This window comes from Sphingobacterium sp. UBA5789 (assembly GCF_002418355.1).
Lineage (GTDB): Bacteria > Bacteroidota > Bacteroidia > Sphingobacteriales > Sphingobacteriaceae > Sphingobacterium.
Genome location: NZ_DIDX01000006.1, coordinates 114267 through 129685, shown reverse-complemented (window position 1 = coordinate 129685; position 15419 = coordinate 114267). Strand labels below are relative to the sequence as shown.

Genomic DNA, 15419 nt, shown 5'->3' with positions numbered 1-15419 from the left:
TAAACTAAAGCGGGCTTCAACATCATCTGTTGAAGCCCGCTTTAGTTTATAAGGAACTATACTTATTTTGCGATATTTGCCGAAGCATTTTCTATAGGTTTAATCCAGATTTTAAGATCGTCGCACTTATGAAAATCATCATTGATAGCGATAAATGTATTCGTTCTTCTGCTCTCAAACCATTCGCTTAACTTTCTTCTGGTTTTGTCTTCTGAAGCGGCTTCTTTTATTTTTGAAAAATCCTGATCAAGATTGGCCTTATGCGGAGGGATTCTTGTCTTTAGAAAACTGATGCGGTAGCCACTCTTACCTGCAGGTCCTTCTTCCTGAAAAAGGGTAGGTTGAGAGTATTCTCCGGCTTTTAAAGGATCGATGGCTGTAAATACACTTGCCTCAAGTTTATTAACAGGTATTAGTGTAGATCTGTTCTGATCAGTAACCATACCACCGTTAAATTTCGTTTCCTTATTGTCTGAATATTGCGTCGCTGCATTATAAAAATCTATTTTCTTATTGATCAACTTTTGGTACAAGCTGTCCATTTTTACTTTTGTGCGCTCCAGACTTGCATTGGTCGGTTTGATAGAGATCAGAATATGCCTTGCACGAACCTCTTCACCTCTTCTTTCCAGTACTTGCAGGAAATGGAAACCGTATTCTGTCTCGAATACCTGAGAGATCTCTCCTGGTTTCAGTTTAAAGGCAACTGCAGAAAATTCTTTTACATAATTATCACGGGTAGAGAATCCAAGATCTCCCCCAGCAACAGCAGATCCCTTATCCTCGGAATAAAGTCTTGCTATTGTTCCGAAATCCGAACCATCCACAATTTGTTTGCGAAGATCTTCAGCTCGTTTGCGGGATGTTTCTTTTTCTTCTTTAGTGAGTACCGGATACATCACGATTTCTCCGATTTCAACTTCGGTGTCAAAGTAAGGCAGACTGTCTTTGTCCAGACCTTCAAAATATCTTTTGACCTCTAAAGGAGTAACATCTATTTTCTGAACAATATTCTGTTGCATTTTCTGTGCTTTCAATTGTTCTGCCACACTGGTACGCATTTCTTCTTTATACTGTAACAGAGACCTGTTCAGAAAACTTTCCAACCTTTCTTTTCCTCCTGCCTGACGGGTCATCACATTTAGACGGTTGTTGAGATTATCATCCACTTCAGATTCGGATACTTCAATCGAATCCAGTACTGCCTGTTGCGCAAGAAGCTTTTGTGTTAATAACTGTTGAAGAATATAGCATTTGAAATCTTCGTTAGGACTCATTCCCTGAGCTAAGTTTTGAGAATACTGCATATCTATATCTGATTGCAATATGATATTAGCTCCCACTGTAGCCACCACTCTGTCTACTATTTTGCCCTGTGCGAAAGTGAGGTTTACACTTCCCAATACACAAAATAGTAACACACATAACTGTTTGATCATTCTTAGTGAAATTGAATTACGTTGTGAATATGATATTTGACTATCAAAATCTTATACTCATCTAAACTAACGCAAAAATATCAGATTAAATTAACTTTTTGGTGTTTTGGTCAAAAATAATTGCCATATAACATCGAGGAAAGTTATCTTTATCCAACGTTAGTTTTTACGAAAGGCTAAATTACATATTTGGTTAGGATGAGTCATTGACATTTAACCAATTTTAACAAATCATAACTTATGAATACTTTAAGAACCTGTCTGATACCAATGATCTTTTTATGTGCACTATTAATACCTTCTGCAGGAATCGCCCAGACAAATGTTTCCCTTTTTGTAGGAACATATACACAGCCGGGAAAAAGCAAAGGAATATACATATATGATTTCAATCAAAAAAGCCGGCAAGCGAACCTGCTGAGTACCACCTTTTGTAACAATCCCTCCTTTTTGGCAAAAAGTAAAGATGGAAAGACCCTTTATGCGGTAAGTGAAAAGAATGATGGTACAGAAAGTCTTTCCGCTTATCATTTTGACGGGAAACAATTAATATTTTTAAACAAGGTAAATGTGGGTGGGGCGGATCCTTGTCATGTTTCCCTGAGTCATACTGATCCTATTGCCGTCGTTTCAAATTATTCAGGTGGATCTTTTGCAGTTTTCAGGTTGAATACCGATGGAAGTATTGCTTCGAGAGATACTCTTGTGCAGCATAGTGGCAAAGGAGCGGACCCTTCCCGCCAGGACAAGCCGCATGTACATTCAGCATTCTTTGCTCCGGATTTTAAGTCTGTATTTGTGCAGGATTTAGGTACTGATCGAATCAGTATTTATCCTGTAAAGCAAACTAATGGAGTCTACGGTGTAGGAGTACCTTCTGTCATCCATACTCCGGCTGGGGGCGGGCCACGTCATATCGCTATTGCTAAAGATGGCAAGTCATTTTATCTGGTCACAGAGATGACAGCAAAAGTTGTTGCATATGCAAAGAAGAAAGATAAATGGGAAGCGATACAGGAAATAGATATAAACAGAACCGGATTTACTGGAGGAAATGGTGCTGCAGATATAAAGCTGTCTCCGGACGGAAAATTTGTGTATGCTACTAATAGAGGAGATGCAAATGTAATCACTGCTTATAAAGTTTTAAAAGACGGAAAGCTAATAGTTGTTGATACATATAATGTCGGAGGTAAGGGGCCTCGCAATTTTAATTTTTCTCCTGACGGTCAGTCAATTCTGATCGGAAACCAGTCTACAGATAACGTAACGCTATTTAAGCGTAATATTGCCAAGGGTTCGTTACAGAAAGTAGAGCCCGATCTAAATATTTTTTCTCCGGTCTGTATTGTTTTTTAAGAGATATTTGCTAGCTTGCTTTAACAATTGTTAACAACCTGGATATTTTTGAAGAGGGATTATGAAAAGAGAGCCTAACGAATATATATTCAAAAAATATTATCCTCGCCTTTGTCATTTTGCGTGGAAGCAGCTTGGAGTTAAATCTCAGGCCGAAGATGTCGTGCAGGATGCTTTCTGTGCTTACTTTGATCAACAGGAAAATGTATCAAGTGAAGAGCATGCTATAAAAAACTTTTTGTACACCGCTGTTCGCTTTTCTTGTTACAATATTCATCGGAGAGAAAAAATTCAACAACGTTACTGGATGCTCAACCCGATCAAAGAAGAAGAAGAAAGTCAGGTGGAGCATTCTCTTATTTTTTCTGAGGTAATTGCAGATGTTTATCGCGTTATTGCTGAGATGCCCAAATCTTGTCAGCATGTTTTCCGTATGGGCTATCTTGAAGGTCTTTCTAACCTGGAAATAGCCGAAAAACTCGATATTAGTGTTAATACGGTAAAAACTCAGAAGCAAAGAGGAATGAAAACACTATTAGCCAAACTGGATCCGGAGCTTTTGGCTATTTTTCTTCTTTTGTTCAGTATTAAATAATCCTTTATTTTATTTGATTAAATCACTTTTTTCCTAATTATTTCCGGAAAACTTCTCCTTATTTACATACCCCTAACAAAAAATTAAAATTATTTTAACTTCTTGTCACCCTTTTATGCCATGAATGTTTCTATATATATACAACGTTATGAAAAGAAACCATTTTTACACTAGCCAATTAGTCAAAAAGTACCTCAGAAATCAGCTTTCTGAGCAGGAAACTATTGATTTCAGAGAATGGATGGCTTCTGATCATAAGAACAGAGATTTTGTTGAAACATTTAAAAATTCGGAGACAATAGAGGAGGATCTTAATTTTATACATGATGTAGATGTAGATGCAGCGTGGGATAAAGTAAACGCAAAGCAGAGAAAAAAGTATAAACCAAACTATTATATCTATACCGCTGTTGCGGCACTTCTGGCTATTTGTTTTTCTTTATCATGGATCTGGTTAAATCAACATGGTGAGGATATCGCCCATAAGTCTATTGTTGCGGATACCACCGGAAAATACAAAAATGATGTTCTTCCGGGTACAAGTGGCGCACATCTTATTCTGGCAGACGGAAGTCATGTGGATGTATCGGATACAAAAACAATTTCCAAAGATGCTAAAGTGGAAGGCAGTAAAGACGGCATACGGTATGTAGATGCAGGATCTGCAAAATTGATGGTCTATAATACTCTTGTGGTACCTAAGGCCAGTTTTTTTAGAATTGAGCTTTCTGATGGTACTAAGGTTTGGGTTAATGCAGTTTCGAAATTGAAATTTCCTGTTCAGTTCTCCGGAAATGAACGTAGAGTCTACTTAGAGGGAGAAGCTTATTTTGAAGTGGCCAAAGATGCTTCGAGACCTTTTATTGTAGAGGCAGGTGGAAATTCCATAAAAGTACTGGGTACACACTTTAATGTGAATTCTTACTCAAAAGCAGTAAAAACTACTTTGGTAGAAGGGAAAGTAGAAGTGTCTAATGGTGAAATGAGTACACTGTTATTACCGGGAGAATCAGCATTATCTACAGATCAATCGGTTAAAAAATCGAAATCAGATTTTAGAAAAGAGCTTGCCTGGAAAAATAATGAATTCTATTTTAAAGGAGATAATATAGCCTATATAGCAGCGGAATTGTCCAGATGGTATGATTTGGATGTTTCGTTTATTGGTCAGATCGAATTTGATAAAGGATATTCGGGAAGTATAGAAAGAAATGTCAACCTGAGTCAGGTCTTAGAAATGCTGCGTTACGTTAGTCATCTTGACTTTGACGTAGATGGAAAGAAACTAACAATTATTAACAAACATATAAACAGAAAAACTATGGAAAAATGATACTCTAAGTTGAAAAAAAACAGGGATGTTGCAGCACCCCTGTCCATGAATTAATTAGGAACTGAAATTAAGTGAACTAACCCAAATTACCCAATTACTCAAATGTATGAAAAACTTATTATTTCGCAAACAGCTTGATTCGCGTCAGGAAAAAGCTCGTTTGCGCCAATTATTACTAACCATGAAAATTACGGTTATACTATCATTGGTTTTTATGACTTGTGTACATGCTGATAGTGTGGCTCAGAAAGTATCCCTGTCATTGAAAAACGCAAAATTGGAGGAAGTGTTTTCATCCATCTCTAAACAAACTAAATACAGATTCTTGTATGAAGATGAGGTGATTAGAAATGCTAAGCCCGTAAATGTAGACTTAAAAGGTGCTTCTGTAGAGAGCGCACTTTCTAATGTTCTGAATAGTGCAGACTATTCTTTTAAAATAATTGCAGGAACAATTACTGTTAATAAGATTACACCTGTAGCAAGTCGGAATCTTGATATTCAAAGACCTGTGACTGGAACAATCAAAGATGAGAATGGCAGACCACTTGCCGGAGCAACAGTTTCTGTAAAAGGTTCTTCGACTTCAACAAGTACTAATGATCAGGGATTTTTCTCTATCAATGCAGCGTCTAATGCTACTTTGGTAGTTCGTTTTGTCGGATTCAATCCAAGAGAAATCAGTGTATCAGGACGTTCTTCTATAGAAATACAATTATCTAATGAAGATAAAGCTTTAGAAGAAGTTGTTATTACAGGTCTTGGAGCCAAGATAGATAGAAGATTATTTACAGGAGCGACTGCCAAGGTAAATATGGAAGATATTGAATTGGGAGGTTTGCCTGATCCATCCAGAGCATTGGAAGGTAGGGTTGCCGGTGTTATTGTTCAAAATACAACAGGTACATTTGGTACGGCTCCTAAGATCAGAGTACGTGGTGCAACATCTATTTATGGTAACTCAAAACCTTTATGGGTTATTGACGGAATGATTATAGAGGATGTAGCAGATGTGGGTACTGATGATTTGTCTTCTGGTGATGCTATGACATTGATCAGTTCGGCTGTAGCTGGTCTTAACGCTAATGATATCGAATCTTTTCAAATCTTAAAAGATGGTTCAGCAACTTCTATCTATGGTGCACGTGCAATGGGAGGGGTTATCGTTGTAACGACTAAAAAAGGTAAAGCAGGTGTAAATTCATTCAACTATTCAGGTGAATATACTTTTAGACAAAAGCCTTCTTATAGCACATTCAATATTATGAATTCGCAGGAACAAATGGCGTTTTACCAATTCTTAGAACAAAGAGGTTGGCTGAATATGTCTAATGTTGTTTCTCGTTCTGAAAGTGGTGTTTATGGAAAGATGTACGATCTGATTAATTCAGGTCAATTAGAGAATACAGAGGCAGCCCGTAATGCGTATCTACGAGAGGCAGAGTATAGAAATACAAATTGGTTTGATCAATTGTTTGATAACAATGTAATGCAAAATCATTCTTTGAGCATGAGATCTGGTACCGAAAAAGCACAATATTATACCTCTATGAGTGCTGTAGTTGATCCGGGATGGGCAAAACAAAGTAAGGTAAAGAGATATACAGCTCTCCTTAATGCATCATACAGTTTATTAGATAATCTTAAATTATCCCTCAATTCAAACGGATCATACAGAGATCAGCGAGCTCCGGGTACATTAGGTAGATCTACAGATGTGGTATCGATGGAAGTAAAACGTGATTTTGATATTAATCCATATGCTTATGCATTGAATACGTCAAGAACATTAGATGCTAATGATTTTTACCGCCGGAACTATGCTCCGTTTAATATTCTTCATGAATTAGAGAATAATTATATGGATATTGATGCTGCCGACATAAGATTTCAGGGAGATCTTAAATGGAAAGTGATTAAGTCTGTGGAATTGGGAGTGTTGGGTGCCGTAAGATATCAACAAGCATCTCAGCAACATCATATAAAAGATCAATCTAATCAAGCCTTAGCATATCGTTCTGCGCCAACTACTTTTATACGTGATGCTAATCCATTCTTGTATACGGATCCAACAGACCCTTATGCAGTACCTGAAATTATCATGCCTGCGGGAGGTATATATAATCGTACTGATAATAAGATGATGTATAATTTATTCCGATTTACAGCAGAATATAATCAGACATTCCAGGAAAAACACAGAGTGTATGTTTTTGCCGGAGCTGAAACTGAAGCAACTGAAAGAAATAACAACTGGTTCAGAGCCTGGGGACTTCAATATGATTTAGGGGAGATTCCTTTTGTTGATTACAGAATATTCAAAAAAGGTCAGGAGCAGAATACAGATTATTATTCTATTAGAAATACCAGAAACAGACAAGCTGCATTCTACGCTACAGCAAATTATTCTTACGATAATCGTTATTCCATTAATGGTACCTTCCGTTATGAAGGAACAAACCGTTTGGGTAGATCCACAACAGCAAGATGGATGCCGACATGGAACGTTTCCGGTTTATGGAATGTTCATGAAGAACAATTCTTTAAGGATTTGGAATCTCCCATCAGTAATTTGGCATTCAAAGGATCTTACAGCTTAACCGCAGACAGAGGGCCTGCATTCGTAACAAACTCTAAAATTATTATAAAAAGTTATAATCCTTGGAGACCTAATACCTCAGATAAAGAAAGTGGTTTAGAGATTGAAACATTAGAAAACTCAGAATTAACGTATGAGAAGAAATATGAGTTGAACTTAGGAGCTTCATTAGGATTATTTCAAAATAGAGTATCTGTAGATGTGGATTATTACACCAGAAACAATCATGATCTGATCGGTCGTATTCCTACTCAGGGATTAGGTGGTGAGATCCTTAAATATGGTAACGTTGCGAAAATGAAATCTCAAGGTCTTGAGGTTGCAATTGGAGCTACTCTAATTAAGAATGATAATTTTAGCTGGATATCAACGCTTAACTATACAAGAGCTACCAATAAAGTCACTGACTTCTTAAGTAGAAGTACAGTTTCTGAATTGATCTCCGGAACAGGCTTTGCAGTAGAAGGTTATCCTGTACGTTCGTTGTTCTCGATTCCTTTGAATCGTATTTCTCCAAACGGACTTCCAATTTATAATTATGTTAATGGGGAGGAAACAACTACTGGTGTTTATTTCCAAAAGAGAGATGAGTTGGATTTCTTAAAATATGAAGGTCCTACAGATCCAACAGATGTCGGAGGTTTTTCCAACGTATTTAATTACAAAAACTTTAAATTGGATATCTTCCTGACCTACTCGTTTGGGAATGTTGTGAGATTAGATCCTGTCTACAGAACAGCGTATACAGACTTAAAGGCTACAACTCGTGAATTCTGGGATTCATGGTCTGCTCCAGGAGAGGAAAACATTACAAATGTTCCTGTTATTATTGATAACCGTTTTATTAGAAATAATAGTGAGTACTCTTATGCTTATAACGCCTATAATTATTCAACAGTAAATATTGCTTCAGGAGATTTTATACGATTGAAAAATGTTTCATTATCGTATTCTTTACCTAAGAATATTGCAAACTCCTTTAAACTGTCATCTTTAGGAATAAGATTTAATGCAATTAACCCATGGTTGATTTATGCAGACAAACGTTTAAATGGTCAGGATCCTGAGTTTGTTAACGCAGGAGGTGTTGCTTTGCCAATTGCAAGACAATATACCTTGACACTTAATTTAGGACTTTAATTCTTTATTGAAATGAAAAAAAGAAAATTATATATATTAACTGTTCTAGGTATTTTGGCGATTAATACATCGTGTGAAAAATTCTTAGATCCTCTTCCGGATAATCGTGCGGAATTGAACAGTACAGAGAAAATTTCGAAGATGTTGGTTTCCGCTTATCCACAGACAGCCTACGTTGTTCCGGCTGAATGGGCATCTGATAATACAGATGAGCAGGAAAACTTAAGTGCTTACTCCGACAGGTTCTCAAATGAAATTTATAATTGGCAACCAAGTACAGAAGTCGGTAATAACGATGGTATTGATCGGTTGTGGAGTTCCTCTTATTCATCAATCGCCAGCGCGAATGCTGCATTACAAGCTATTGAAGAAGCAGGTAGTCCAGCAAGTCTAAATGCTCAGAAAGGTGAGGCTCTGGTTGCGCGTGCATATAACCACTTTATATTGGTCAATATGTTTGCACAGCATTATGCTAAAGATTTTTCATCTTCAGATCTGGGAGTTACCTATATGACTAAAGGTGAGACTATACTCAATCCTAAATATGAACGTAATACTGTACAGGAGGTTTATGACTTTATTATTAAGGATTTAGAAGAAGGAATCCCTCTTATCAGTGACAATTCTTATGCTAATAGTAATGTTGCAAAGTATCATTTTAACAAAGCAGCAGCCAATACATTTGCTGCGAGAGTTTATTTGTACATGGGAAATTGGGAGAAAGCGCAGCAATATGCATCATTAGCATTGGGTGTTAATCCCGCAGATCTGACAAGAAATTATGCTTACATTGCTTCATTTGGAACTACATGGGGCAACGTAGCCCGCGAATTCAATGCAAGTAGCGACAAAGCAAATCTTTTAATTGCGGCGCCTGTTTCTGCAATGGGCGTGGAGTTTGGTCCATATGGAGGGCCTTCAAGTCAAGCGAGATACTCACATGGCTGGTTGATCGGTAATACAGAAGGTCCTTTTGCTAGACCTCCCTACAATAGTGTAGGTCTTTCCGATACGCAATATAGAATCCGTACATTTAGATATTCTTCTGCTACGCTGTATCGCTTTTTGTTTCCTAGAGTTACCTATATGTTTGAAGTGACAGATCCAATTGCAGCAACTGGATTTTGGAGAGGGGTATTTACGCCGATTACTTCAGAAGAAGCGCTTTTAACAAGAGCTGAAGCAAATATTCATCTGAAAAAGTATAGTGAGGCCTTAGTAGATATGCAACTATGGGCAAAAAATACGATCACTCCTACGTACACGATGACTGAAGCTACTATAAATACGTGGGCGAATAGTTTTAATTATTATACACCAACAGCTCCAACTCCTAAAAAGAAGTTTAACAATCCTGATTATGTTATTGATCCTGGAACTCAGGAGAATATGCTCCATGCAGTTTTATTCATGAGAAGAGTTCAAACTCTTCATACAGGTTTACGTTGGTTCGATGTAAAACGTTATGGTATTGAAATAAACAGACGTGTAGTGAATGGTTTAAATATTATTTCTGCACCAGACCTTTTAAAAGTAAGAGACAATAGAAGAGCATTTCAATTACCAGTTGACGTAATTGAAGCAGGTTTAACCCCTAATCCTAGATAATAATGAAAAATTTTAGAACTATAATATTACTTTCTTTGGCAAGCTTGTCTCTCTTCAATTCATGTGAAAAGAGTGATAAGTTAGATTCAAAAAGTGTATTTGTTGACTCTGATAAACCAAAGAATGCGTTAGATAATTATATCTATGAGAATATAACTAAACCATATAATATTCAGATTTTATATAAATATGTGGATAGAGAATCAGATGTAAACTATCATCTGGTTCCTGCGACTTATGACGGTTCTGTTCGTTTGACAAAACTGTTGATATATCTGGGAACGGGACCTTATGATCAAGTTACTGGAAGTAAGCAGTTTGTAAGAGATAATTTTGCGAGATTATTCAATTATATTGGTAATGTGGCTGTACAGAATAATGGTAGTGTGATTTTAGGAACTGCAGAAAATGGAGCAAAGATTTCATTGTATAATGTTATTAATCTGAATGCAACCTCAGGTCTTAATCAGGCATTCTTAAATCAATATTACTTTAAAACAGTTCATCACGAAACGCAACATATTTTTAACCAGAGAAAGCCGTTTCCAACAGGCTTTAATGAGATAACTGGAACAGCTTATGTAGATGATGCGTGGAACCAAGTTTGGGCAAGTTCTGGTGCAGCTATTGCCGCAGGATTTATATCAACTTATGCTTCAAAGGCTCCAACAGAAGATTTTGCAGAATTATATTCTTTTTACATTACCAGATCTCAGGCAGAATTTGATGCTATGTTAAATGTTACGGGATCTACAGCTGCAGGTAGAGCTTTGATTGCTAGTAAACTGACTATTGTGAAAAATTATATGAATTCAGAATGGGGAATTAATATGGATCAATTAAGACAAGTCATTTTGGACCGTTATGCTAACTTGAATTCATTTGATCAAACAACATTAAATTAAAAATAATGAAATCTACAATACTTACTATAGGAGCAGCTTTACTATTATTAGTTACAGGTTGCGATAAAAAAAGAGATCGATTATTCGATGAGAGTCCAACTGTGCGTTTGAATGAAAGTGTAGATAATGCTTATGCAGTACTTCAATCTAATCCTAGCGGCTGGTTAATAAAGTATTTTCCGAATGCTACACAGGATTTTGGGGGATATACTCTTTTTGCCAAATTCACTACATCTGTAAATGTTGAATTGCAAGGAGATTTTAGTTATGTTAACTTACCTACATCAAGAATCTCTACAGATCCAAACAGTAGTTATATGGTATATCCAGGTGCTGGACCAATCTTAACCTTTGATACTTATAATTCTGCAATTCATTACTTTTCACTTCCAGGTCAATTTATGACCAATGCGACTCTTATTGGTCTGGTAGATGGTGGATACAAAGGAGATTTTGAATTTTTAGTAGTAAAAGCTACTGCCGATTCAGTCATCTTGGAAGGAAGAAAAACGTATAATAAGATTGTAATGTTGCCAATCGGAAATTCAGAAGCAGCAACTATTGTTCAGGCGCATAAAGATGCTGTAACAAAGTTTCATGCTTATGGTGCATATTCATTTGAGGTCGCTGGAAAAACATTGGCCGCAACTTTTCCAAATACAACCACAAAACGTGCACTAAGAATATCGGGTAACACAACAAATTTTGCATATAGATATACTCCAACCGGATTAGAGTTCTATAAGGATTATACGATAGAAGGTGTCAGATTTAAGCAGCTAACATATGTGGCGCCAACTGGTTCCTATACCAGAGGTTACTTCGAAAATGCGGAGAAAACTTTAAAATTAGTGCCCGGAAGTTAATTAGAGTAAAGCTTTCCTGTTGTTTTGAGTCGGCAGGAGAGTTTTATATGTTTATTAATAATGGCCTTCCCGGAACTATCCGGGAGGGCTTTTTTTAAGATTATTTGTTATAATGTAATACTTGCCAATTACTGATAATTATGGAAAAGGAGACATATCAAAAAGAAAGGGATATCCGAAAATCAAAACTGGTTTTTTGGGGTTCCGTGGTTATATTGATCTTTTTTGCAATTACGGTCTTCGTTTTTGGATCACTATTATATTTGCCGGAATGGATAATTGTATTGCATAGTATAGCAGATCAGCTGGTACGAATTCCTGCAATTCTTGGATGTTTTATTCTTTTGGGAATCTCGATTTACTATATCATATTTAAAAAACAATATTACTATCGCTGGTATTTTAATGTGTTGTATAACATTTTCAGTATCGCTCTAATATTTTTCGGAGATTATTTTATGGTCTGAAAAACAGCTGTTTCCGAAATATCTGTGATCATTAGAAAAGTTTAAGGCAGTCATATAAAGATGCTTCCCATCTTTTTTGAAGAATCTTTATATTGTATTTTATGAGAATGGCTTCTTATCAATAAAGAGACACTTATTTATCTTCCTCTTCTCCCTTTAGCTGATGAGTTTCCTCATCATATTTTCCTTTAAGGTCATCTACAATTGTACCTTTCCAGAGTTTTGCCCCTGTAATGTAAGCTGCTCTGCCTATCATATGTGCAGCAACAGGAGCTGTTAATATTAAAAAGAAAGTAATAGCGATAGCTTTGGTTGTCACCGATACATCGGGAAAGATAATCGCTGCACAGAGCAGGAAAAAACCTACGCCTAATGTAGCGGCCTTTACCGTAACGGACAGACGTAAATAAAAGTCCGGCATACGCAAAATGCCAATTGAAGCAAATAAAATGGCTAATGCACCTATAGTGCTGAATATGGCTAAAAATATATCAGTCATGATGATCTTTTTTTTCAAGGTAATATGAAAAGGCTACTGTTCCTAAAAAGGCAATCAGAGCGAGTATAATAGCGACATCCAGGAGTACCTCCTGTTGTGTACGTATACTGTAAACTGTAATAATCCCGATTCCAATGGTGATGATCAAATCTAAGGCAATGACCCTATCTACTACATCAGGCCCCTTAAATAAACGAATAAACGTTAAGATGACCGAAATAGTTAAAATCGGAAGAATTACATAATCGAAATAAGTATTTAGCATCATCTGATAATCTCTAATAATCGTCTTTCAAATCCATTCTTAAGCTGAGCGATAAATTTATCTTTATCCTTGAGGTACATCACATGAATATATAAGGCAGACTTATCGTCGCTGATATCCAGAATCAATGTTCCCGGAGTGAGGGAAATAATGGTAGCCAGCAAGTTAATTTCAAAATCTGTTCTTGCATTTAGCGGATATCGGATGATCCCCGGTTTAAAAAAATACTTTGGTGTAATTACATCATAAGCAACCTGAATATTAGCCACAATCATCTCGTAAAGAAAGTATAGGACAAAGCCTGCCGTTTTGGGTACACGGTAGAAATATCTTTGATCCGTTTCATTGATATTCATGATCCACAGGATAAAGAATCCTAGCAAAAAACCGAAAAGAAAATTTGTATAATACATGGAACCTGTCAGTGCTATCCAGATAAAGCAAAGCAGCAGGTTCATTAAAAATTGTTTTATCATATCAATTATCTTTTATTTGCCCAGTACGGCCTGTATGTATGGGCGTGTATCTAACATTTCAGTAGCAATCTTATCCGAAACCTTTATAATAGCTTCAGCGTTCAGGCCGATATACAAGGATACTCCTGCCAGAAGTGCTATCGGAGCCACCAGTAATATCTTTTTATACAACGGCAGAGGCTCGAATTTGTCCTCAATCTCAGTTTCATTATCAGGTTTTTTCCAGAAAACTTCGCTCCACATTTTGGCGATAACATATAGCGTAATAAAGCTTCCTAAGATAACTGCCCCTATAAAAGCATAGTTTTGCAGCCGGAAAGCATCCTGAATAAGATAAATCTTAGGCCAGAAACCTGACAGAGGAGGAATTCCGACCAGTGAAAAAAGTACAATGCCAATCAGCAACGATATCTTTGGATATTCTGCATACAAACCACCGATCTTTTTCATATCCATCGATCCTCTTAATTGCCTTATCAGTCCCGCAATGAGGAACAGATTTGTCTTGACCATAATATCATGTATCAGATAAAATACAGCGCCCATCAAAGCGAGTTTGCTGAACATCGCCAGTCCTCCCACCATAAATCCGATATGACACACAATCAGATACGAAAATAACCTTCGGATATTTGTTTTTGTCATGGCCCCTAAAGCTCCTGTTACAATGGTCAGAATCGCCAATGTTAGAAGCAGGTTCTTCATAAAAGGGCTGGGAATAAATATGAGACTGTAGATGCGGAACATGGCATATATACCAACTTTAGTCAGTAATCCGCCAAATGTTGCAGCTACAGCAGACGGGGGAGTATGGTAGGATGATGGAAGCCAGAAATACAATGGAAATACCGCTGATTTGATCCCGAATCCGATAATGAAAAAGGATGATGTAATACCTACAAGCGTCTGATCTTTGACATTCGGAATTTTCAGTGCCAGATCTGCCATATTAAGGGAGCCTGTGATACCATATAAAATCCCAATCCCCGTCAGGAAAAAAGTGGAGGCCAGAATATTCATCGCCATATACTTTACCGCGCCTTCCAGTTGGGCCTTTCGTCCACCCAGGGTCATTAAGACAAAAGAAGAGATAATTATCACTTCAAAATAAACATATAAGTTGAAGATATCTCCTGTCAGAAAGGCTCCGTTAAGACCCAGTATCAAAAAATGAAAGATCGGGAAATAACCATAACGTATACGCTGACGGCTGATACCTGTCGCAGAGAATATAGATACTGCCAGACAGGCTATAGAAGTCAGAAGTACTAATGTCGTGCTCAGTGTATCCGCTACGAATACTATTCCGAATGGCGCATCCCAGTTTCCGGCACTCATTGTTAAAATAGGTCCATCATATACTCTTGCAAAGAGTTTGATAGCTGCGGACAGTCCCAGGGTACTGCCCAAAATACTCAATACACGCTGTGTCACTGTTTTCCGCCAGAATATAAGCTGAGTTATGGCGGTAAACAAATGAATAAAAACAGGAGCTAGTATGTAATTGTCAATCATATATCGTCTTCTTCTGGCGTATTTAAATCATCTAAATCATCACTGTTTATCAGCGCGTATACTCTTTTGAGGAGTACAATGGCAAAGGCTGTCAGACCGAAACTGATAACAATAGCGGTCAGGATCAAAGCCTGAGGTATAGGATCTGCATAGATTTCATTGAATATACTCAGATCCGGATCAATAACAGGAGGCTTTCCCTTCGTAATGTTTCCTAATAGAAATATCAGAATATTCGTACCATTGCCCAGCAACATAATCCCCAATAATAATTTGACCATACTTCTCCTCAGGATCATATATACTCCTGCGGCATACAGCAGACCGATCAGTACAACAAGTATCAACTCCAT

At 37.1% G+C, this 15419-nt stretch carries 13 protein-coding genes; 7 read left to right on the top strand and 6 right to left on the bottom strand.

From position 1 onward, the window contains the following. Window positions 1–62: 62 nt before the first annotated feature. Window positions 63–1439, bottom strand: a complete 1377-nt coding sequence (locus B4B65_RS16815; protein WP_201680636.1) for a peptidylprolyl isomerase — start codon at window positions 1437–1439, stop codon at window positions 63–65. Window positions 1440–1679: 240 nt separating this feature from the next. On the opposite strand from B4B65_RS16815, the gene B4B65_RS16810 reads away from it, so the two are divergent. The 7 genes from B4B65_RS16810 to B4B65_RS16780 all read left to right on the top strand — a co-directional run bounded on the left by B4B65_RS16810 (window position 1680) and on the right by B4B65_RS16780 (window position 11844). Beyond that, the gene (locus B4B65_RS16810; RefSeq protein ID WP_293917110.1) at window positions 1680–2798 is read left to right on the top strand and encodes a lactonase family protein; all 1119 of its coding nucleotides are present in this window, start codon (window positions 1680–1682) and stop codon (window positions 2796–2798) included. Window positions 2799–2859: 61 nt separating this feature from the next. After that, window positions 2860–3393: an RNA polymerase sigma-70 factor gene (locus B4B65_RS16805; RefSeq protein WP_293917107.1), complete on the top strand. Its 534-nt coding sequence runs from the start codon at window positions 2860–2862 to the stop codon at window positions 3391–3393. 148 nt (window positions 3394–3541) lie between these two features. After that, entirely contained in the window at window positions 3542–4726 is a 1185-nt protein-coding gene (locus tag B4B65_RS16800) for a FecR family protein (RefSeq protein WP_293917105.1), read from the top strand. Window positions 4727–4832: 106 nt separating this feature from the next. Continuing rightward, window positions 4833–8465, top strand: a complete 3633-nt coding sequence (locus B4B65_RS16795) for a SusC/RagA family TonB-linked outer membrane protein (RefSeq protein ID WP_293917102.1) — start codon at window positions 4833–4835, stop codon at window positions 8463–8465. Window positions 8466–8477: 12 nt separating this feature from the next. Further along, entirely contained in the window at window positions 8478–10073 is a 1596-nt protein-coding gene (locus B4B65_RS16790) for a RagB/SusD family nutrient uptake outer membrane protein (RefSeq protein WP_201680631.1), read from the top strand. Window positions 10074–10075: 2 nt separating this feature from the next. Beyond that, window positions 10076–10978 (top strand): zinc-binding metallopeptidase, encoded by a 903-nt coding sequence (locus tag B4B65_RS16785; RefSeq protein WP_201680630.1) that lies wholly within the window; start codon window positions 10076–10078, stop codon window positions 10976–10978. Between the two features lie 5 nt (window positions 10979–10983). Beyond that, window positions 10984–11844, top strand: a complete 861-nt coding sequence (locus B4B65_RS16780) for a DUF4302 domain-containing protein (RefSeq protein WP_201680629.1) — start codon at window positions 10984–10986, stop codon at window positions 11842–11844. A 600-nt stretch (window positions 11845–12444) separates the two neighbouring features. On the opposite strand, the gene mnhG is transcribed toward B4B65_RS16780, so the two are convergent. The 5 genes from mnhG to B4B65_RS16755 are packed head-to-tail and all read right to left on the bottom strand — an operon-like array spanning window position 12445 to window position 15419. Continuing rightward, complete coding sequence (gene mnhG / locus B4B65_RS16775; RefSeq protein ID WP_293917098.1) at window positions 12445–12810, bottom strand: monovalent cation/H(+) antiporter subunit G; 366 nt, start codon at window positions 12808–12810, stop codon at window positions 12445–12447. Then, window positions 12803–13078, bottom strand: a complete 276-nt coding sequence (locus tag B4B65_RS16770) for a monovalent cation/H+ antiporter complex subunit F (RefSeq protein ID WP_003000626.1) — start codon at window positions 13076–13078, stop codon at window positions 12803–12805. Before B4B65_RS16770 ends, mnhG begins: the two co-directional genes overlap by 8 nt. Then, window positions 13075–13551, bottom strand: coding sequence for a Na+/H+ antiporter subunit E (locus B4B65_RS16765; RefSeq protein ID WP_201680627.1), 477 nt, complete (start codon window positions 13549–13551; stop codon window positions 13075–13077). The genes B4B65_RS16770 and B4B65_RS16765 overlap by 4 nt, the downstream gene beginning before the upstream one ends. 12 nt (window positions 13552–13563) lie before the next feature. Continuing rightward, on the bottom strand, window positions 13564–15066 hold the full coding sequence (locus B4B65_RS16760) for a proton-conducting transporter membrane subunit (protein WP_201680626.1): 1503 nt from the start codon (window positions 15064–15066) through the stop codon (window positions 13564–13566). Continuing rightward, window positions 15063–15419: a Na+/H+ antiporter subunit C gene (locus B4B65_RS16755; protein WP_201680625.1), complete on the bottom strand. Its 357-nt coding sequence runs from the start codon at window positions 15417–15419 to the stop codon at window positions 15063–15065. Before B4B65_RS16755 ends, B4B65_RS16760 begins: the two co-directional genes overlap by 4 nt.

Excerpts from the sequence above, each read along its gene's own strand:
- B4B65_RS16815 (WP_201680636.1), bottom strand. The coding sequence starts at position 1,439 with ATGATCAAACAGTTATGTGTGTTACTATTTTGTGTATTGGGAAGTGTA.
- B4B65_RS16810 (WP_293917110.1), top strand. The coding sequence starts at position 1,680 with ATGAATACTTTAAGAACCTGTCTGATACCAATGATCTTTTTATGTGCA.
- B4B65_RS16805 (WP_293917107.1), top strand. The coding sequence starts at position 2,860 with ATGAAAAGAGAGCCTAACGAATATATATTCAAAAAATATTATCCTCGC.
- B4B65_RS16800 (WP_293917105.1), top strand. The coding sequence starts at position 3,542 with ATGAAAAGAAACCATTTTTACACTAGCCAATTAGTCAAAAAGTACCTC.
- B4B65_RS16795 (WP_293917102.1), top strand. The coding sequence starts at position 4,833 with ATGAAAAACTTATTATTTCGCAAACAGCTTGATTCGCGTCAGGAAAAA.
- B4B65_RS16790 (WP_201680631.1), top strand. The coding sequence starts at position 8,478 with ATGAAAAAAAGAAAATTATATATATTAACTGTTCTAGGTATTTTGGCG.
- B4B65_RS16785 (WP_201680630.1), top strand. The coding sequence starts at position 10,076 with ATGAAAAATTTTAGAACTATAATATTACTTTCTTTGGCAAGCTTGTCT.
- B4B65_RS16780 (WP_201680629.1), top strand. The coding sequence starts at position 10,984 with ATGAAATCTACAATACTTACTATAGGAGCAGCTTTACTATTATTAGTT.
- mnhG (WP_293917098.1), bottom strand. The coding sequence starts at position 12,810 with ATGACTGATATATTTTTAGCCATATTCAGCACTATAGGTGCATTAGCC.
- B4B65_RS16770 (WP_003000626.1), bottom strand. The coding sequence starts at position 13,078 with ATGATGCTAAATACTTATTTCGATTATGTAATTCTTCCGATTTTAACT.
- B4B65_RS16765 (WP_201680627.1), bottom strand. The coding sequence starts at position 13,551 with ATGATAAAACAATTTTTAATGAACCTGCTGCTTTGCTTTATCTGGATA.
- B4B65_RS16760 (WP_201680626.1), bottom strand. The coding sequence starts at position 15,066 with ATGATTGACAATTACATACTAGCTCCTGTTTTTATTCATTTGTTTACC.
- B4B65_RS16755 (WP_201680625.1), bottom strand. The coding sequence starts at position 15,419 with ATGGAGTTGATACTTGTTGTACTGATCGGTCTGCTGTATGCCGCAGGA.